Source organism: Acidaminococcus intestini DSM 21505 (assembly GCF_000425045.1).
Lineage (GTDB): Bacteria > Bacillota > Negativicutes > Acidaminococcales > Acidaminococcaceae > Acidaminococcus > Acidaminococcus intestini.
Map to the genome: position 1 here is coordinate 1 of NZ_AULA01000017.1, position 19077 is coordinate 19077.

The 19077-nt window shown below is 47.9% G+C and carries 19 protein-coding genes and 1 other RNA gene; 9 read left to right on the top strand and 11 right to left on the bottom strand.

The window, feature by feature from the left end; genetic code table 11:
- Nucleotides 1–312: 312 nt before the first annotated feature.
- Genes panC through H503_RS0106500 form a run of 3 tightly spaced genes read left to right on the top strand, consistent with a single transcriptional unit; the run spans nucleotide 313 to nucleotide 2524 of the window.
- Nucleotides 313–1170, top strand: coding sequence for a pantoate--beta-alanine ligase (gene panC, locus H503_RS0106490; protein ID WP_009014641.1), 858 nt, complete (start codon nucleotides 313–315; stop codon nucleotides 1168–1170).
- Complete coding sequence (gene panD, locus H503_RS0106495) at nucleotides 1167–1553, top strand: aspartate 1-decarboxylase (protein WP_009014640.1); 387 nt, start codon at nucleotides 1167–1169, stop codon at nucleotides 1551–1553. Before panC ends, panD begins: the two co-directional genes overlap by 4 nt.
- Nucleotides 1553–2524: a bile acid:sodium symporter family protein gene (locus H503_RS0106500; RefSeq protein WP_014128521.1), complete on the top strand. Its 972-nt coding sequence runs from the start codon at nucleotides 1553–1555 to the stop codon at nucleotides 2522–2524. The genes panD and H503_RS0106500 overlap by 1 nt, the downstream gene beginning before the upstream one ends.
- A gap of 91 nt (nucleotides 2525–2615) precedes the next feature.
- Here the strand turns inward: H503_RS0106500 and H503_RS0106505 are convergent, their stop codons facing one another.
- Both H503_RS0106505 and H503_RS0106510 read right to left on the bottom strand, forming a co-directional pair.
- Nucleotides 2616–3503 carry a 3-hydroxyacyl-CoA dehydrogenase family protein gene (locus tag H503_RS0106505; protein ID WP_016459511.1) on the bottom strand — a complete coding sequence of 296 codons (888 nt, stop codon included), beginning with the start codon at nucleotides 3501–3503 and terminating at the stop codon, nucleotides 2616–2618.
- A 278-nt stretch (nucleotides 3504–3781) separates the two neighbouring features.
- Nucleotides 3782–3991, bottom strand: coding sequence for a hypothetical protein (locus H503_RS0106510; RefSeq protein ID WP_026385584.1), 210 nt, complete (start codon nucleotides 3989–3991; stop codon nucleotides 3782–3784).
- Between the two features lie 66 nt (nucleotides 3992–4057).
- On the opposite strand from H503_RS0106510, the gene H503_RS12960 reads away from it, so the two are divergent.
- A complete protein-coding gene (locus H503_RS12960; protein WP_026385585.1) occupies nucleotides 4058–4375 on the top strand; it encodes a transposase in 318 nt (105 codons plus the stop codon).
- Nucleotides 4376–4451: 76 nt separating this feature from the next.
- Here H503_RS12960 and H503_RS0106520 read toward each other — a convergent pair whose 3' ends face one another.
- The 4 genes from H503_RS0106520 to H503_RS0106535 all read right to left on the bottom strand — a co-directional run bounded on the left by H503_RS0106520 (nucleotide 4452) and on the right by H503_RS0106535 (nucleotide 8208).
- A complete protein-coding gene (locus H503_RS0106520) occupies nucleotides 4452–5432 on the bottom strand; it encodes an NADPH:quinone reductase (protein ID WP_009015428.1) in 981 nt (326 codons plus the stop codon).
- 39 nt (nucleotides 5433–5471) lie between these two features.
- Complete coding sequence (locus tag H503_RS0106525) at nucleotides 5472–5846, bottom strand: RidA family protein (protein WP_009015429.1); 375 nt, start codon at nucleotides 5844–5846, stop codon at nucleotides 5472–5474.
- A gap of 48 nt (nucleotides 5847–5894) precedes the next feature.
- Nucleotides 5895–6680, bottom strand: coding sequence for a PhzF family phenazine biosynthesis protein (locus H503_RS0106530; RefSeq protein ID WP_009015430.1), 786 nt, complete (start codon nucleotides 6678–6680; stop codon nucleotides 5895–5897).
- Nucleotides 6681–6834: 154 nt separating this feature from the next.
- Nucleotides 6835–8208, bottom strand: a complete 1374-nt coding sequence (locus tag H503_RS0106535; RefSeq protein ID WP_016459508.1) for an aminotransferase-like domain-containing protein — start codon at nucleotides 8206–8208, stop codon at nucleotides 6835–6837.
- 178 nt (nucleotides 8209–8386) lie between these two features.
- On the opposite strand from H503_RS0106535, the gene H503_RS0106540 reads away from it, so the two are divergent.
- Nucleotides 8387–8935 (top strand): flavodoxin family protein, encoded by a 549-nt coding sequence (locus tag H503_RS0106540; RefSeq protein ID WP_009015432.1) that lies wholly within the window; start codon nucleotides 8387–8389, stop codon nucleotides 8933–8935.
- Nucleotides 8936–9152: 217 nt separating this feature from the next.
- Here the strand turns inward: H503_RS0106540 and H503_RS11905 are convergent, their stop codons facing one another.
- The 3 genes from H503_RS11905 to ssrA form a co-directional block, all read right to left on the bottom strand.
- Entirely contained in the window at nucleotides 9153–10142 is a 990-nt protein-coding gene (locus H503_RS11905) for a reverse transcriptase domain-containing protein (RefSeq protein WP_009015433.1), read from the bottom strand.
- Complete coding sequence (locus H503_RS12565) at nucleotides 10139–10306, bottom strand: RNA-directed DNA polymerase (protein ID WP_014128527.1); 168 nt, start codon at nucleotides 10304–10306, stop codon at nucleotides 10139–10141. The genes H503_RS11905 and H503_RS12565 overlap by 4 nt, the downstream gene beginning before the upstream one ends.
- A gap of 716 nt (nucleotides 10307–11022) precedes the next feature.
- Nucleotides 11023–11369, bottom strand: a transfer-messenger RNA (tmRNA) gene (ssrA, locus tag H503_RS12230).
- A gap of 231 nt (nucleotides 11370–11600) precedes the next feature.
- Between ssrA and H503_RS0106550 the strand changes: the two genes are divergently transcribed.
- From H503_RS0106550 to H503_RS0106560, 3 genes are all read left to right on the top strand, one after another.
- Nucleotides 11601–12863, top strand: a complete 1263-nt coding sequence (locus tag H503_RS0106550) for a dicarboxylate/amino acid:cation symporter (RefSeq protein ID WP_009015434.1) — start codon at nucleotides 11601–11603, stop codon at nucleotides 12861–12863.
- Nucleotides 12860–13690, top strand: coding sequence for an alpha/beta hydrolase family protein (locus H503_RS0106555; RefSeq protein ID WP_009015435.1), 831 nt, complete (start codon nucleotides 12860–12862; stop codon nucleotides 13688–13690). The genes H503_RS0106550 and H503_RS0106555 overlap by 4 nt, the downstream gene beginning before the upstream one ends.
- A gap of 106 nt (nucleotides 13691–13796) precedes the next feature.
- Nucleotides 13797–14717: a LysR family transcriptional regulator gene (locus H503_RS0106560; protein WP_009015436.1), complete on the top strand. Its 921-nt coding sequence runs from the start codon at nucleotides 13797–13799 to the stop codon at nucleotides 14715–14717.
- 1290 nt (nucleotides 14718–16007) lie between these two features.
- On the opposite strand, the gene H503_RS0106565 is transcribed toward H503_RS0106560, so the two are convergent.
- Together H503_RS0106565 and H503_RS0106570 are read right to left on the bottom strand one after the other, a co-directional pair.
- Nucleotides 16008–17201 carry an MFS transporter gene (locus H503_RS0106565; protein WP_009015437.1) on the bottom strand — a complete coding sequence of 398 codons (1194 nt, stop codon included), beginning with the start codon at nucleotides 17199–17201 and terminating at the stop codon, nucleotides 16008–16010.
- Nucleotides 17202–17990 carry a PhzF family phenazine biosynthesis protein gene (locus H503_RS0106570; protein ID WP_009015438.1) on the bottom strand — a complete coding sequence of 263 codons (789 nt, stop codon included), beginning with the start codon at nucleotides 17988–17990 and terminating at the stop codon, nucleotides 17202–17204. It lies immediately after the preceding gene.
- A 128-nt stretch (nucleotides 17991–18118) separates the two neighbouring features.
- On the opposite strand from H503_RS0106570, the gene H503_RS0106575 reads away from it, so the two are divergent.
- Nucleotides 18119–18988: a LysR family transcriptional regulator gene (locus H503_RS0106575; RefSeq protein ID WP_014128528.1), complete on the top strand. Its 870-nt coding sequence runs from the start codon at nucleotides 18119–18121 to the stop codon at nucleotides 18986–18988.
- Nucleotides 18989–19077: the final 89 nt, after the last annotated feature.

The window sequence follows — 19077 nt, forward strand, 5'->3', positions numbered from 1 at the left end:
TCAGAAGGTGTGTGCCGCGAGTCGCAAAGCCGCAGGGCGGCCTTGTTTCCCGAAGGGCTCAAAGGGGAGAAATTCTTCCCTTAAGGCAGAAAATTGGAATGATGAAATGATCCTTCCGAAAAGCTGCTTCCCAAAGAAACCTGTTTTTCCATTTTGTTGTGGAATTTTTTTGCCGTGTTTCTTTGGGAACACGGCTTTTTTGTATGCTGCTTCCTATTTTTCGCATTGTCCGCCAGGATCTTGCTTATCATTTCATTTCCTTTTGAAACCTGTCCCCACACTCCACCAATCAGAAAGGAATGTGATTCATCTATGTACGTCTGTCACACAACAAAGGAACTTAGAAATGAGGTCAGCCGCGTCAAGAAAGAAAGAAAATCCATTGGTCTTGTGACCACCATGGGCGCTCTTCATGAAGGACACGCTTCCCTCATCAAGGCAGCCCGGGCAGAAAACGATTTCGTCATCGTCACCGTCTTTGTCAATCCTACACAGTTTGGACCGACGGAAGACTACGCTGCATATCCCAGGACTTTGGAAAGTGACTGCAAGATGGCGGAACGCGAAGGCGCCGACCTCGTCTTTGCGCCAGCCCCGGGCGAAATGTATCCCCACGAGGATATGACCTGGGTTGAGGTCACGGGTCCTATTACGAAGGTCCTTTGCGGAAGGACACGACCTATTCATTTTCGCGGCGTCGCTACGGTCTGTGCCAAGTTCTTTAACCTCACCCAATGTGACCGCGCCTACTACGGCCTCAAAGACGCTCAGCAGACCCAGGTCCTGCAGCGCATGGTTGAAGATCTCTTCATGAACGTCACCTTGCGCCTCATGCCCATTGTCCGCGAAAAAGACGGCCTTGCCAAAAGTTCCCGCAACGTCTACTTGAGCCCAGAAGAACATAAAGCCGCCCTTGTCCTTTCCCGCAGCCTCCGTCATGCAAAAGAAGCCTACGGAAAAGGCGAGCGGAGCAAGAAAGCCCTCGTTGACCTTGTGATGAAAGAAATCAAGGAAGAACCCATGAGCGACATCGACTACGTTGAAATGTATGGCATGCCCGGCCTCTTTGAAGTGGAAGAAACGCTCCATACGCCCGTCCTCCTTGCGGTTGCCGTCCGCTTTGGCACAACGCGCCTCATTGATAACGTCATTTTGGGGGTGGAAGCATGATCTACACCATGATGCACGGAAAGCTCCATCGCGCCACCATTACAGAAGCAAACCTGAACTACATGGGAAGCATCACCATCGATGCCGACCTGCTTGACGCCGCAGGCATCCTTCCCGGCGAACGCGTCCAGATCTGCAACAATAATAACGGCGCCCGCATTGAAACCTATACCATTGCGGGAAAACGCGGCAGCGGTGTTGTTTGCCTTAATGGTGCAGCCGCCCGTTACGCCCAGATAGGAGACATTGTCATCATCATCGCCTATACCCAAATGGACGAAAAAGAAGCCCGCTCCTTTACGCCCAAGGTCGTCATGCTCGGCGAAGGAAATCAGCCGCTAAAAAGCCGCGGGACGGAAAAAGAACGGGAGGTGGCAGACTGATGCTCGATAAGCTCATCCGTTGGTCCACACGCTACATGGCCGTCGGCGTCATGATTGCAGGTTTTTTAGGGATTCTCTTCCCAGCGGCCATGAAACCCTACGCCCGCTTTATCCCCACCCTTTTGGGAATCATCATGTTTGGCATGGGCATGAGCCTTAAGGCCGAAGACTTTCGAAATGTCTTTCGGGATCCACGCTCTGTTGCCGTCGGGGCCATCCTGCAGTTTACCATCATGCCCCTTTTGGCCTATGTCCTTGTTACGCTCTTGGCCCTGCCTCCTGAAATTGCCATTGGTGTCGTCCTTGTGGGCTGCTGCCCTGGTGGGACTGCGTCGAACGTCATCTCCTTCATCGCTCATGCCGATGTAGCCCTTTCTGTATCCATGACCATGGTAAACACTATACTGGCCCCTTTCATCACGCCCCTTCTCATCTACCTGATTGCTGGGACGTGGATTGAAATCAGCCTTTCTTCCATGATGCTTTCCATCGTCAAGATGGTGCTCCTCCCCCTCATTTTGGGCCTTGCGAGCAACTATTTCTTTCCCCGCACTGTATCCCGTTTTTCCCGCTTCATGCCCATGTTCTCTTCCTTTGTCATTATGGTGACGGTTCTTTGCGTCGTCTCCCTTTCAGGAAGGACCATTTTGGACCACGGCCTTGTGATCCTCGTTGCCGTCATTTTGCATAACCTTGGCGGCATGGCCTTGGGCCACCTTGCAGCACGCCGCTTTGGCATGACGCCGCAAAAAGTGCGTGCCATGACCATCGAAGTAGGCATGCAGAATTCCGGTCTCGCCTCAGCCCTTGCCCTCATGTACTTTACGGCAGCTGGCGGCATTGCCGGCGCCATCTTCTCCGTGTGGCATAACGTATCCGGGTCCCTCTACGCCTCCTACTGCGTCGGAAAGGACGAGGAAATGGAAGAAAGAGAAGAGACAGTCCCTCTCCATGTAAAATCCCGCTCCTAATTCCTAGGAAATCAGCTTCATCATAGACAAAAGCCCCTCTAAAACGCATGACCTGCGCTTTGGAGGGGCTTTTTGATAGGACTATGCTTTTTTATAAAGTTTTATAAAGGACGTTGAAGACTTTCAAGAGTTTTTCGTTCCGTCTTTCGGTTGCTTCCTTATCTTTCCCATTCGAGTAGTCGTAGAAGCCTTTCTTGGTCTTCACACCCAGTTCACCCTTTTCATAATGTTCCTTTAAAAGAGTGGGGATCTCATGGCTGTCATCAAGGTCCTTCATGAGGTAACTCGAGACATGGTAGAACGTGTCGATCCCGCCAAAATCCATGGTTTCGAGCGGTCCAATGCAGGCCCAGCGGAAAGCAAGTCCATATTTCATAACAGCGTCAATATCTTCAGCAGAAACAACACCTTTTTTCACCAAAGACAGGGCTTCCCGCACGACAGCCAGCTGGATGCGGTTTGCAGCAAAACCCAGGACATCCTTATTGACAATGACCGGTTTCTTTCCAATGGTGCGGGCAAGGTCCCGAACGGCCTCAGCCACGTCTTGGCAGGTTTCGTCATTTTTAATGATTTCAATAAGGAGAATAAGCGTCGGCGGATTGAACCAGTGCATCCCTAAAAAGCGTTCCCTGTGCGTCACAAATTGGGCCAGGGCATTGATGGAAAGACCTGATGTATTTGTCGCAAGGATCATGTCCGCATCGGCCATCTTGCAGAAAGATTCATAGAACCCCTCTTTAATGGCCATGTCTTCCGTCACGTTTTCAATGACAATATCGAGATGGGCGATGTCCTCCAGATTGGTCGTATAGTGGATCTTGTCGCGGCTCGTTTCACTGATGAGGGTCTTTGCACGCTCAAGCGTAGGCTTTCTATGGTTCCAAAGGGTCACATCAAAACCATAGGAAGCAAAGATATCCGCCATGGAATAGCCCATCGTACCAGCGCCGGCAATGCCGATTCGTTTGATCTCCATAATCAAGGCTCCTTTCAAGATCATCTCTTAGGTCTATCATAGCACTTTTAAGAAAAAGGCGGTAGTGAGCCGTATCTTTTTAAAGGCCCTTTATCTGTCGGAGCCGGGCGGTACACCCAAAAAGCACCGCATGGATTCTATGTTCCATGCGGTGCCGCCTGAGCCCAAAGCAGGGCTTATTTTCAATTGGTGGAGATGAGGGGAGTCTCTTAACAAAGTGGCTACGTTTCTAACTATTTATGACTAAAATGATTTTGGTGCGCACTTAGTGCGCAATTTTAGTCAATGCTGCTTTTTCCAAGCTTTTCTACTGCGACCTTGCAAGCTTTAATTTTCCCGGATTTTATAAGCTTGGCAAATCTGTAGATGAGATCCCATTCATCATCAAAAGCCCTGACCTGATGCTGTTTTCTTGTTCCTTCTGGGCTAACAGAACCTTTAGGACGCCCAGCACCTGGGCGCATTCCCCCTCTTTTTGATTGAGTCATAATTTAGCTCTTCTGATTTGTATTGCTCGTAAAACTACGTAAACAGCCGTGGGAATCTGCTACGCCATGAAGGGAGAAATGAATAAGCTATATGCGATAACAGACTACCAGAAGGCTGTCGAGAGGTGGAAACGATGGTTTAAGGCGGCCAAGGCGAGCGTGATACCGGCCTTGGTCCGGTTCGCCAAGCTAAAGGAAAAGCGAATCGATGGTCTGGCAAATCACGCCAAATGCCCTATTAACACAAGCCGATTGGAAGGGTACAACATGATTAAGGTTGCCAAACGGAATGCATATGGGTACAAGAACGACAGATACTTTTTTACCTTGATTCGGTACTTGTCTTTACCTGCGTATGATTTGGCATCCCCCAAAAATACGTGAAGAATCGTTTTAAAATGGATTTTTAGTAAAAAGATAGTTACTTTACCAAATCAGGAATTACAATGGACTATGGTCGTTATTCGATTTTGAGGATCATTTTTCCCTTTGCCAAACCATTAATGATTTCGTTATGTGCTTGAGCAGCATCCTTCAAGAGAAGCTGTTTTCCAACTTTTGCACGAACAGCGCCGCTTTGCATAAAAGCACGCAATGCAAACAGGCTTTCCCGATATTCATTGGCCGGAGCATTCCACAGAGCCATGCCTAGGATAGTAGATTCATTGGCCATGGCCAGGCGCGGATTGATTTCAATCGTGCCACGATTGCCTACGACTACGATACGGCCATATTTTGCAATCACCTTCAAATCGGTCTGCAGATTGACATTTGCCAGGAATTCAATAATGACGTCCGGGCCTTTCCCCTTGGTTAATTCCATCAATTCATCCTGATTGTCTGCTTTGAGGTGATAGATTGCATAATCAGCTCCAAAGGAACGGACGATGTCCAAGCCTTCAGGAGTCGTGCCTGTACCAATGACGATGGCACCTACAGCTTTTGCCATCTGAACAGCTAACGATCCTACACCGCCTTCAGCCCCATGGATCATTACAATTTCGCCGGCCTTGATGTGAGCACGATGGAACAAAGCGCGGTATGCAGCCATTGCCGGAATACCAAAGGATGCGCCTTCTTCAAAGGAAATGAAATCCGGCAGCTTGTGGACCGAATCAGCATCGCAAACGACTTTCTGCGCATAGGTACCAGTATTGCGTTTTGCCAACAGAGCTGCAACGAAAACGCGGTCGCCGACTTTCACATGCGTGACACCTGCACCTACTTTTTCTATTACTCCAGCGCCGTCATAGCCGGGCGTATAAGGCAGTTCCGGTTTATAGAAATTATATGTGCCTGTACGGACATAGGTTTCATTTGGATTGACGCCGCAAAATGCAAGCTTAATCAGGACTTCGTTAGCTTCCGGTACCGGGTCAGGTACATCAACATATTTCAGTACTTCCGGTCCGCCGAATTCTTTCATTACGATAGCTTTCATGACAGGTTCTTCCTTTTTATACGGGTATTTAAAAGAATCTTATTTGATTTCAGCAATGGCTTCAATTTCACAGAGATAGCCAAGCGGCAACGCTACGACAGCCACGCAGGTGCGAGCCGGATGATGAGGGAAATACTTATTATATACTGTATTGAATTCATCAAAGTATGCAATGTCTTTGAGAAAAACAGTGGTTTTCACGACATTTTTGCAGCTTGTGCCAGCCGCCTCAAGAATATTTTGGATATTTTTGCAAGCTTGTTCTGCCTGTTCCGTTACAGTATCACCGGCAGGTTGCGTACCACCAGGAAGCAGTCCGATCTGGCCTGCTGTAAATACGAGATTCCCCGTTACCATTGCCTGAGAATATGGTGCCTGCGGATCAGCGCCTTTATTTGTATAGATGCATTTCATAATAGATAGCCTCCTCTGGATATGTTAGATATCGTACAAAATACTTGATTAATGGATATTTAATTCGGCCGTGCTATAGAGCGTTACATGGCCGCTAATCTTAACTACATTACCTCCGTCACGGCAGTAAATCGTACCGGTGCGAGGCGACAGCTGATGATTGATTATCTCTTTTTTACCGAGACGCTGAGACCAGAGCGGAATCAACGAGCAGTTAGCAGAACCACAAACCGGATCTTCCGGAATACCGATATTGGGGAAGAAAGTGCGGCTGACAAATTCACTGTCACTAGCTTGAGCCGTGATGAGGACACCTAGCTTATCGGTCATATGGGCAATAGCCTGATAATCGGGCTGGAAATTTTGGACCGTATCTGTATCTTTCGCTAAAATGATGAGATCGCGTGTCTGCCAAGCAGCTTCCGGTTTGAAGCCAAGGGCATCTTCCATTTCTTTGGTCACTGCAACTTTTTGGGGATGCCAGGATGGGAATTCAATTTCATACAATCCGCCTTCGCGAACGGTAATGACAATATCATCTTGATTGGCACGCAGATGGAATTCTTTCTTACCCGGTTCCACAAAATTTGCGAGGACAAACCCTGTACCCAATGTAGCATGGCCACACAAATCTACTTCTGATGTAGGTGTGAAAAAGCGGACACGATAAATGCCATCTACTTTATGCTTTACAAAAGCCGTTTCAGAAAGTCTATTTTCTGCAGCGATATTCGTCATGGTTTCATCTGTAGGGAATTCATCTACCAGGCAAACCCCTGCCGGATTACCTTTGAATAATTCTTCAGTAAACGCATCAACAACGTAGTACTTCATATTCATCAATCCTCCTTCTACTTCGTTTGTTTCCCGATTGGGAACCTGTTTATTTGATTTATTCAAGTATACTAGAGAGTCAATATTCATTCAATATTAAAATTGTGTGCAGTACGATTTAATAAATATATTTCAATTGATTTTTGCTTTTTCATCATAATAGTTGACGCAGAATTTTCAGGCCTTCTCGTAACTCATCATACGTAGAAGGTACACAAATACCCAGTCTAGCCGCATGGACAGGCATATCTTTACCGACAGCAAATCGTTGTGAGCCATAGACATAGACGCCATGTTCCAAAGCAAGGTGCTCAAATTGCTCTCCGGACATATCTTCTGATAAAATCAACCAGCGATGGAGACATTCTTCCGTGCCACGCACATCATAGCCTTTTAAAATTTCATCAACAATCCCGTTGCGAATTTTCAACCCCTGGCGCCGTCGTTCAAGCAAGCCTTCAAATTTTTCTGAAACGATCATGCGCGATGCCAATTCCATTAATAACGCAGATGGAGATAATTGAATCGCATATAAGGCGTTGCGCAAATTCTTAAAATATTTTTTAGGAGCCTTAATATAGGCTAAACGTAAAGCTGGAATCAGCGTTTTGGATAAACTGGCAAGAAAGATGGTTTGTTCCGGAGCCATATTGGCAATAGACTGATGAATGTGTGGAGAAAGCAGACAGTTAATGCCATCTTCTATTACCAGAAGATCCAGATCTCTGGCCAGGCGTGCAATCATTTTTCGGCAGGATAGTGGCATACTATGGGTCGTTGGATTCTGATAATCCGGCATGACATACAGACCGGTGATACCTTCATTGTGGTAGGCGTACTGAATTGCTTCAGCCGTAAATTCATTATTTTCCTGCCGAATAGGAACGAGATGAATGCCAATAAGCTTGGCAGCACTTTTTAGCCCTGGATACACAGTAGGTGCTGTACCAATACGATCACCAGGCCTGAAAAGCCCCGCTAGTACAGCATACGTTGCATTTTGGCCGCCGCTGGCGAAAAGGACATGATCAGCATCAGTATGGCATCCTGCCCGATCAAGTAATTTCACGGCCGCCTCTTTATGAAACAACATAGCAGAGTGATTATATTGCAACAGTCGTCCAAAATCATCTTCTTGTATCATTTTCTCCAAGAGCGTCACGACTTCATCCTGAGGAATTGTTTCCGGTGTAAGAGAACCCATATCTATCAGATAAGGCTTTTTTTTTGCAGGTGTATCGAAAATATTAGTCACCACATCGTACGCTACATACGTGCCACTTCCAACAGTACTAGTAAGCAGGCCTTTATTGGAGCAGAGTTTAAAAGCTCGTACTACTGTACTGACATTAATATCTAAAAAATCAGCTAATTCACGTTGTGGCGGCAGTTTAGTTCCTGGCAGCAAAACACCAGTAGCAATATCATTTTCAAGTTGTCTGGCTAACGAAATATACAATGGTTGATTGGTGCGGTTCAGTTGAGGCTTCCAGGACATATAATAGTTATCAAACGAATTAATGGACATAGGTATCGGTCCCCTTTCTGTCTGTTTTTTAACGTAAATAGTGAGTAAAGTAAATCCATTTACATTATATACGCGTAATTGTTTTACATACAATTTTATAATTGAATGCAGTATATATTCATGATATCATGAAAAAAATATAAAGAAAATATCCATAAAAAGAGAGGAAGAAAAGAGTATGGGTAAAAAAATTGTAGTTATCACATCCAGTTTTCGTAAAGATGGCAATAGTACCGCTCTTGCTGAAGCATTCATTGAAGAGGCTCAAAAAAAAGGTCACTCTGTCAAACGCTTCGATGCTGCCTATCTAAATATCGGTCCTTGTCATGGATGCGATACCTGCTTCAAGACGGGTAAAGCCTGCACCTTTGACGATGATTTCAATACGGTAGCACCTTATATTGAAGAAGCAGATGCTGTCATCCTCGCGACACCGACCTATTGGTTTTCCATACCTGGCAAAGTTAAATGCCTGATTGATAAACTCTATAGCTTCTGTGTTGGCAAAAAAGAAGCCATTGCCGGTAAAAAAGCTGGCCTGCTCTGCACTTGCCGGTCTCAGAGCACAAGCGACATGGAAGGTATCATCATGCCATACCATAAGGCCATTGACTATCTCGGATGGGAAAACATAGGCGAAATCCTTATTTCCTCTATGGATAAACCTGGCGAACTACAGCAAACTGCCGGACCTGAACAAGCTCGAGCTCTGGCTGACCAACTGTAAGGATGTACACACTACACCTTTGATCCTAAAAGATGGAGCTTTTTTAATGCTTAGTTTTGAGGTTATTGTATTGATTCGTTCAGACTGCGCCAAAAAGGGAATGTGAAATAACAATCCCCAGAAATACGAGTAGGAGGGATTTCTAAATAGAGATCCCGACCTCTCACACCACCGTGCGTACCGTTCGAAGCGCGGCGGTTTCCTCGTTTTCACAAACTTATTTGTAATAGCTCGTCATGGTTATATAACCAGGGCGGGCTATTTCTTCGTTCGTAAGGAATGAGCTCAGCATAAGCGCCACTCTCCATAGTCCTTTTCGGCAACTTGCCAGTTCATGCACTTTCCATTCTGGAATTGCGTATTGGCGCATCATGCAGTACCTTGTTCGCACCTTCTTCCACTGTTTCCAGTAGATTGCCCGGATTTTCCGCCGTATCCATGTATCCACTTCCATGAGCAGCTGTTTCATGTCTATCAGCTTGAAATCATTGACCCATCCGTGGATGAACTGTTTCAGCCTGATGGGCCTTACCGCATTCGGAGTTAGTTTGTTGCGGTCTAAAATGGCCCTCACCTTCTCCTTCATCTTTGCTGCGGATTTTGCATGCACACGAAAACGAAGTTTCCCTTTCCTCCTGTAGAATCCATATCCCAGGTATTTTACCCGGCTAATGTATGGAGCCGGCGTCTTTTCCCGATTCACTTTGAGGAACCGTTTCCTTTCTATGTATCGTGTTATGCTTTCCAAGGTCCTCTCTGCACTTCTCCTGCTTTTGCACAGTATCATGCATTCGTCGGCGTAACGGACAAATTTATGTTCTCGCCGTTCCAGTTCCTCGTCCAGTTCATTAAGCATCACGTTGCTTAATAGTGGGCTTAAGGGGCCTCCCTGTACAGCGCCTGTTTCGCTTCTCTCAAATATCCCGTGGTTCATGATTCCTGCATTCAGGTATTTGTGTATCAGTGAGATGACAGCTCCGTCCTTGATGCTTCTTGACAGGACTTCTACCAATTTACTCTGGTAGACATTGCCGAAGAATTTCTCCAAATCCATGTCCACCACATAGACATATCCTGCATCTGCATAGGCCTTACACTGTTTCAGGGCGTCATGCGCTTTGCGTCCCGGCCGGAAGCCGAAACTGCTGTCTGAGAACTGCGGTTCATATACCAGCGTCAGCTCTTGCGTAATCGCCTGCTGTATCACCGGTCCACAACCGTCGGGATTCCCAATTTACGGAATTTTCCTTTTTCTTCTTTGGGTATTTCTACCCGTCGGACGGGTTTGAATTTATACTTCCCATCCCGTATCTGCTGTAAGAGTTCCAGTCGGTGCTCTCCAAGGTACGGTAGAAGTTCATCTACACTCATCTTGTCGACACCGCCTGATCCTTTGTTGGCCTTTACCCTGTGATACGCGGCATTCAGGTTGTCTCGCCTCAGGACTTGCCCCAACAAAGTGTCCGCTCACAAGTTTGCAATGATGTCGTTGTGTTCGGCACTCCTCACAGGGATAGGCGTTCCCGCATATCCTTGCCGCTTGGCAGCTGCTTTTCGCGGGCAACCTTCTCTATGAAGTTTTCTGCTTTTAATGACCTCTTTTGACTCCCTTCACTAACTGATATTTCCTAAGATTCGGCCCTTCCTGGACGGTCTATAACCCGTCCAGTACGATGGCCTCTGCTGACTTCCTCACGATAAATCTTGTTTGGGCCACAGCTGCCATTTTCATGGCTCCGGCCCTATCCGTGAGGCCTCCCCGCGTAAGAACACACTCTTTCTCTCCACCCACCTGCCGCATCTACCCTTGGGGATTCCGAGTCATTATGGGACTTCAGTCTGTTTTACTCCCTTATCCATCCCGAATTGGCCTTATGCGGTTTCTGTTCGTCAGGTCAGAGATTTGCCTGCACCTTCCTTCAGATTCCACCTCACGGTGTCGCTTTTGGTGTTCGGCTATGACTTACTCGAACAGTCTAAGGACTTGCATCCTTAAGAGTGCCCCTATGCCGGGCGCACAAAAACACCGCATGGATTGATTCATCCATGCGGTGCCGCCTGAGCCCAAAGCAGGGCTTATTTTCAATTGGTGGAGATGAGGGGAGTCGAACCCCTGTCCGAAAGCATTGCCATGCAACTTTCTCCGAGCGCATCCAACATACTTTATTTCGGGGCATCATCGCCTATTGGCGGGCTAATCAGTCCCTATCTCGATGGATTTCCCACGCGACCTCCGAGAATTGGCCCTGTGGTATCCTGCAAGTGTCGTTCACTTTCCTTCAGCAGGAATGAAGAAAAGGAACGTTAGCAATTAAGCTGCTAAAGCGTAAGAATCTTCTGCGTTTATAACGCGTTTCCACCGTTTTATGGGGTTGATGGAATCCCAGCTCGCTTATCACACAACATCTACCCCCGTCGAAACCAGTACATCCCCAGGGTTTATATGAACTTCATCATAGCACATCCATCGCCAAAAAGCAATGAAAGTAAAATGAGTTACACTGAGCCGAGAATGACTGCATGATTATCAGAAATCTTTTCATTAATATTAATAATTTTCATGTTTTTATTTATTTTCTTCATTTATTGTATAAAATAGCGTTATGTCTTTTCCTATTATAGCTGTAGGAATATAATAGACTTACTTATTTTTAAGGAGCGTGTTATGATGAGCACAAAAACAAAAACAGCACCCCTCAGCAGTTACCGGGATCCGATCATTCTAATTACAGGATGCGTGATTGGGGCTATATTGGGCCTTGTTTTTGGGGACAAGGTCTCTTTTCTCAAACCGATTGGACAGATTTTCCTCAATCTCCTCTTCTGCCTGATTGTTCCCCTTATTTTCTTTTCCATTGCGGGCTCCATTGCTAATACGAAGGATACGGGCAAGGTCGGCAAGATGATTGGACTAACGCTCCTTATTTTTGTAACGACGGCCATCCTTTCTGCCATCTTGATCCTTGTCGTGACCCATTTTACAGGGGTTCCGACAAATTTTACGGCCGTGACCAAAAATGCAGCGGCAGCAAAGCCCATCAGCGTCAGTGACCAGATTGTCGGGACCCTCACGGTCGGCGACCTGCCGCTTCTCATTTCCCGCTACCACGTCCTGCCCCTCATCATCATGACCATATTCTTTGGCATCTGCGTCTCCCGTCTTGGCGACGAAGCAAAGCCGATTATCGACTGGATGAACGCCATGACCAAGGTCTGCTATAAAATGGTGGCCTATCTCATGAAGCTTGCGCCCCTTGGCCTTGGTGCCTACTTTGCGGACCTCACCGGAACCTATGGTATTGAGCTCCTAAAAACCTATGGCAATGCCATGCTCGTCTTTTATTCCGTCGTTTTCCTTTATTTTTTCCTTTTCCTTGGTTTTTATGCTTTCCTAGCCGCAGGTCCCTGGGGCGTACGGAATTTCTTTAAGGTCATTCTCGCTCCGGCCCTGACGGCCCTTGGGACACGTTCGTCAGCAGCAACGATTCCGCTTCAGATGGAAGCCTGTGATAAACTGGGCGTACCGCGTGACATCTCAAGTGTTGTCATTGCCATGGGCGCAACTTGCCATATGGATGGAGCCTGCATCGCCATGGTCTATGCCGAAGTGCTGGCAACGACGATGTTTGGGGTTCCCCTCGAAGGCTTTGCCTTCCTTCTTGCCATTTTTGTAGGTGTAACCTCTTCTGTTGCAACAAGCAGTGTTCCAGGCGGCGGAGCGGCCGGCGAAACCATGATTGTTTCTGTTTTCAGCCTTCCCGAAGCGGCTTTTCCCATCCTGCTCATGATTGTGGAACTCTTTGATCCAGGCTGCACACTTCTCAATTCCTGCGGCGACACCGTCGTTTCCATGCTCATTACGCGCATTTTCCACGGGAAAGACTGGTATAAACAAAACTTGAACCCAAATCAGGAGGCCATAGAATGAAAATCAATGCCCAATATGTCCTGCAGGAACCGCCTTACGGAGATGCCACTCAGCCAGATTCACAGGACTTCATCCTTGAGGTTGCAGGCGACCGCCTGTTAGGCGAAGCGTACCTTCCCAGCGGCCTTTATGATGCGCCCCATCCAGCCGTTATTGTCTGCCACGGCATTCCCGGCACCAATAACAACGACGACCTATGCCAAAGCCTGCGCCGAATGGGCTGCGTCGTCATCAGGCTCTATCACCGTGGAGCCTGGGGCAGTGCCGGCACCTACTCGTTTTCTCACTGTCTAGAAGATACGGAAGCGGTCCTTTCCTATCTTGCCACAGGCGGCACGGACCGCTATGCCATTGACCCATTGCGTGTCTTTCTCCTTGGACACTCCAACGGGGGCAACACGGTTATCAACGTTGCAAAGCGCCATCCAGAACTGCGCGGCGTCATCGCCTACTGCCCCTTTGATCACAAGGGGGCGGAAACCCTTCTCGGAAAAGAAGGCCTTGCCTCCATGCTCACAGAAGCGGCCACAGTCCTTCATATCGAAAGCCCCGAAGCGTTAGTCAATGACAGTGAAACGCACCGCGACGAATGGGCCTTCCCTCTTGCTGCCTACCCTTTGAAGGATCAGAACATCCTTATCATCGGCGGTGAAAAAGATACGACAGCCCCACCCCAATACATGATCGATCCCTTCTGGAACCTTCTTACAGACCAGCAGTCTCAGGCTATTCACCAGCGTGTCGACCTTCTGGGCAACCATTCTCTTGATACGTGCCGACTGAAACTGATTGAAACGGTGGGGACGTTTATTGAAAGCCTTTCATAAGGTAAGTCAAGGAGCCTTTCCTTTCAAGGAAAGGCTCTTTTCTGGTTTGCTATGATATAATTGATGAAAAATAAGAAATCGATTCGATTGTTTCTATGGAGGGCTTATGGATTTTCGAGAACTGCAATACGTTGTCACGGTAGCGGACTGCCGGAACATCACCCAAGCATCCAAAGAACTTTTCATTTCCCAGCCATCCCTGAGCCATGCCTTGGCCCAAATTGAAAAGGAAGTGGGTGCCAAACTTTTTGACCGCTCCCATCAGCCGTTAACACTCACGGATGCAGGGCGGATCTACGTTAAGACGGCACGCCTCATTCTTCGCGAAAAAACGGATATGAAAAATCGCATCGCTGATCTCAAGATAGGAAGTTCCGGCGATATCATTGTCGGTATCCCATCGGGCCGGGCCGGTTATATGTTTCGCCCTGTTCTGGGGCGCCTGCGTGAAAAGTACCCGGCCTCCCAGCTCTTTTTTAAAGAAGGCGGCACGAGTGACCTCTTGGAGCTTCTACAAATGGGAAAGGTCTCCTTTATCATCGTCCCCTATTTTGATGACGAACTGCCTGTAGGAATCCACAAGGAACATATCTACGACGAAGAGATTCCTCTCATTGCCGCACCGGACTTTTTCAGCGATGCAGATTTTTGGGACAAAGGAGCGCGCCGCATTAACTTCAATAAGATTGCTAAAAAGCCCTTTATTGCCGTTAAAAAAAGACACTTCATCCGCACCATTGTGGACCGCGTCTTCCAAAAAGAAGGCATCATTCCCAATATTCTCACGGAAGTTGACAGCAGCTACGATGCCGTCCAGCTTGCAGCCTGCGGGATGGGCTACACCATTGTGCCCCAGCGCACGGTCATCATCCTCGGGGACAAACAAAATGGGACAAGTTTTTCCTACAGTGACCATCCACCCGTCTTTCCCATCCAAGCCCTTTATAAAAAAGGAACGTATCTTAATAAAGCAGAGAAATATTTGATTGAGCTGTTAAAGAAAGAGTTTGATGGGAAGGGAAAATAGCGGTCGAGCTGTCTCGAGCCTTCGGCTCTGGCTGTCTCGCGGCCATGTCCGCAGCTGTCAAGCGAAAAGAATACAAGGCTAAGGCTGCCTCCGGAAGCTGGCTAAGGATATGGAAAAGCCCTAACGCCGGCGCCAAACCGTGTCCCTGCGGGAATGGGCGCCGAATTACATTTGCCCTTAACCATGTCCCTGCGTCCTTCCACTTTGCTCCAAAACGGGCTTGGGACTCGGGCGAGTATGCCTCGCTAACGCGAGTGAGGTAACGTCACTGCGCGTCCTCATCCTCCATCAAAACGGATAAAATTCAGAGGTAACATGTGTTTGGAAATTTCCCCGTTTCGGTTCCCCGCTTTGGCAAGGCGAAAGATCCGACGGTGACGGTTCGATGCTGGTGCATCGAACCTAAAGAATAAATAAAAAAGAAGGCCTTACCCCGAATCAAGACACCAATTCGGAATAAGACTTTTTGTTTTGAGCACTAGCTGAAGTCAGATTCTCATTCATTACTGAGTTTAGAAATGAATGTAATCTTCACAGAGACTCGCCTTATGGTCTTTTGTCTTAGAAACGGCGAATGCCGTTCCACCTGATCAAGACGATTTTAAAAAGGTTCGTCATACTTTTCCTTCCTGTCTTTTTTCCATTGACCTTTTTCGAATATGGCTCCAGATTGGCCCAGATGCTGAAAAAACACAAAGCAGCCAGACGACGTCGTACATTGATTGTCCGTACTTCTGGGAAGCCTGCCGTGTTTGACGACGCAGATGGACCGAGATGGACTGTAAGTGAATGAAGTTTCCTACATCATCCGAAAAAAATCCAAATTGCCATCTCATAAATCTTGAACAAGGCAACGAAGTCACCTCGTGCAGAAAATCGGAGTAATTTTTGCTCCGAGTAAAGATGAAAAAGGGGGCGGTTGTCTCCTTGCGAGCGGGAGCAAGGAATATTTTTGATAGTTCAAAACCGCTACTGGCAAGATTCCGTCGCGGCGATTCAGCCTCGCACGTGCGCGTTGAGTTGATTACTGTGAATAAGCGTCTCTCAGTAGTACAGTATTAGGGAGCTCCCATCTTCACGCGGTTGTATCCTGCCATTTTCGCAATTTTGATGATTAAACCGGCAGACGCCCCCCTTAGCGTGGCAGCCTGACAGCCTTTATCCTATCCCCCAACGTGAGACGGTCGGTCCATTGTGCGATAGGTCATAAGCCTCTTGCCTCAGAATAATCTTTTCTAAAGCAAGGGGCTCACGTCCTACATCAAATCAGCCCGACTATTGGGTCGTCCCCTATTTTTCTCGAATCAGGTAGCTCGCCAAACTCGCCACTAGGCAAAGTATAATGTCAATCAGCCAAATGAGCGTGTAATTGCCAAAAAGCTGATAGGAAAGGCCACCCAAATAAGCACTTAGGAACCCACCGATCTGATGGGCAAAAAAGAGCAAGCCCATGAGGGTTGCCACTTGATGAAGCGGAAAATGGCCGCTCAAGATGCCCGATGTGGGCGATACCGTGGCATCTCCGGTAAGGCCAAGACCCGTTGCAAAAAGGATGGCCGTTGTCATCGTTTTGGGCAGGACAAAAAGGTAGAATAGCACCCACAGGGCACGGAATCCATAGTAGAAGGAAAGGAGCCCACCTTTTCTCAGACGGGAACTGGCATACCCAGATAGCAGGGCGCCCGCAATGGTCGCAATGCCATAAAATGAAAAGGCCCAGCTTGCTTCCATCTTAGGAATCCCATAGGAGACGAATTGGGAAAAGAGATGAGATTCAATGATGACCATGTGGAACCCACACGTTGAAAACCCGGCGAGGAGGAGCTGGTACGTCCGTTCCCCCAAGGCCGACTGGATTTCCCCAAGGCCCAGTCGGGGAACATCCGTCCCGCCCTTTATCGTACTGTCCTTTTTGGTCAGATAGCGGATACAAGGAATGAGGAGCACCATAATAAGAGCAAGTCGGGGCATGGTCGACGGTACGCCGCCGTGTTGGAGAGAAAAGTTAAGGAGCGGGGCCAGAAAGAAATTGACCATACCGGCTGATGCGTTAAGGAGTCCCGCAAGAAAAAGAGAGCGCTCCTGTCCGACAAAAGAGATGGCAGACGACAGGACAAGGCCAAACGCAATGGCTCCCGTTCCAAGCCCCATGAGGACGCCGAGGGTCACGATGAGCATCCCATAGCTGGTACATAGTTTGATACCGAGGACGGAAAGGACCATGAAAAAAACACCTGACGTCAGGACGAATCGATTGGACCATCGTGCCGCTAAGAGCCCAAATAAAGGCTGGGACGCGCCAAAGACAATCTGCATGACGGCAATGGAAAAACTGACCTCTTCATAGGAAAGGCCTGTCATATCCGCAATGGGTTCTAGCAGAATGCCAATACTTGCCCGTAGCCCTGCCCCCAGGCCATAGATGAGGCAGGCAATAAGTCCTAAAAAGAGGGCACTGCGCAAAGAAGTGTTTCCTTGTTTCATTTATTTTACCTCCAAGGGAAAGACCAGTTCCCCAATGGAATAAAGAGCGGCTTTACCGGCAAGTTCCACCCGGCTGCCCCTTATTTTGGTATAAAGGACGCCGGTCCGTTCCGATGCCTGAAAGGCCTTGATGTCATCCTTTCCTAAAATGGCGGACCAAAGAGGAACGAGATGACAGTGCCCGGACCCACAGACCGGATCTTCTGGCACACTGAGTTTTGGCGCAAAACTACGGCTTACACAGTCATAGTCCTTCCCGCGGGCCGTAATGTGAAGGAGCAATCCGTTTAGGTCAAGGGCTTGCTGTTGATTGATTTTTGCGTTCCTGACCGCGACTTCATCTGAAAGGATACAGACAAGGTCCCGTCCCATATAGGCACGTTCTGGACGCACACCGATGGCATCTGCCATGGCATCTGTGACAGGGACAGGCATGAGGGAATAGCTAGGAAAATCCATACAAATGAGATCCCCGTCGCGGCGCACAGTGAGGGGTCCGCCCAAAGTCTTAAAGCAAATTTTCTCCGCGTCCTTCTGATAAAAATGGAATATGACATAGGCCGCAGCAAGGGTGGCATGACCGCAGAGGTCGATTTCCCCGCCTGGCGTAAACCAGCGCAGATGGTATGCGCCTCCTTCCTGTACGGCAAAAGCCGTTTCGGAAAACCGGTTTTCCATGGCAATTTTCATCATGATGCCCTCTGGAATCCACGCATCCAAGATACAGACAGCAGCAGGATTTCCTTTAAAGACGGTATCCGTAAAGGCATCGACAATATATTGTTTCATTGTAACGTCCTCCGTTTCTAAAGGAAGGATATCACGGTGACGAGAATTAGTAAAACGACTTTATCTAATGTTTAAATTAGAAATAGTGATGTATAATAAAGACAGCAAAATGAAAGGTGGTGCCTTTAATGCAGCGTTTCAAAGCCCTTCGGACCGTCCTGCGGCTAGGGAGTTTTACAAAAGCCGCCCACGCATTGGGCTATACCCAATCCTCCATCAGTCAAATGATGGCCTCTCTTGAAGAGGAACTGTCCTTTAAGCTCCTGATCCGTTCCAGAAATGGCATTACCCTTACCCAAGAAGGGCAGCAACTCTACCCCTTTTTGGAACAGGTCCTCCATAGTTACGAAGCCATGGAAGAAAAGGCCCGTGAAATCAGGGGACTTGAAACGGGAGTGATTCGTGTAGGGACCATCTCAAGTATCACCTGCCGCTGGATGCCGCCTCTCATCAAAGGATTCAAAGCCCGCTACCCCAATGTGAAGTTTACCTTTCAGCAAGGCGATTACAGGCTCATTCCCGAATGGATCGAGTTGGGCATCATCGACTTTGGCTTTGTCTCCCCTGACTCCTGTCCCCACTTAATGACCATTCCCGTTAAGGACGGAGAACTTCTAGCGGTGCTCCCCCGTCGCCACCGCTGGGCAAAGGAAAAAGCGATTCCCTTGGAGGGCCTCCTTTCGGACCCCTTTATCCTTCTTGAAGAAGGAAACTACAGTGAACCAATGGAAGCCTTTCAAAAAAAGGGAATCAAACCCCATGTCGCCTACAGACTCCACGATGATTACGCCATCATGACCATGGTCGAAGCCGGTCTTGGTGTCAGCATCCTCGCAAAACTCATGACGGACCGAAATCCCTATGATATCGTAACTGTTCCCATAGACCCGCCCCTTTATCGACATCTTGCCATTTGTTATAAAGACTGGGATCTTTTGCCGCTGGCAAGTAAGCATTTCATCACCTATATCAAGGAGAAGGCGGATGAGTTGCCATAAGGACGTAAGACAGTCGTGCCATATACTGGGCTTACGGGCTTGATTCCAGGATTCAAGGACTCCATTTCAAGCCTCTGCCCTAAAGAAAA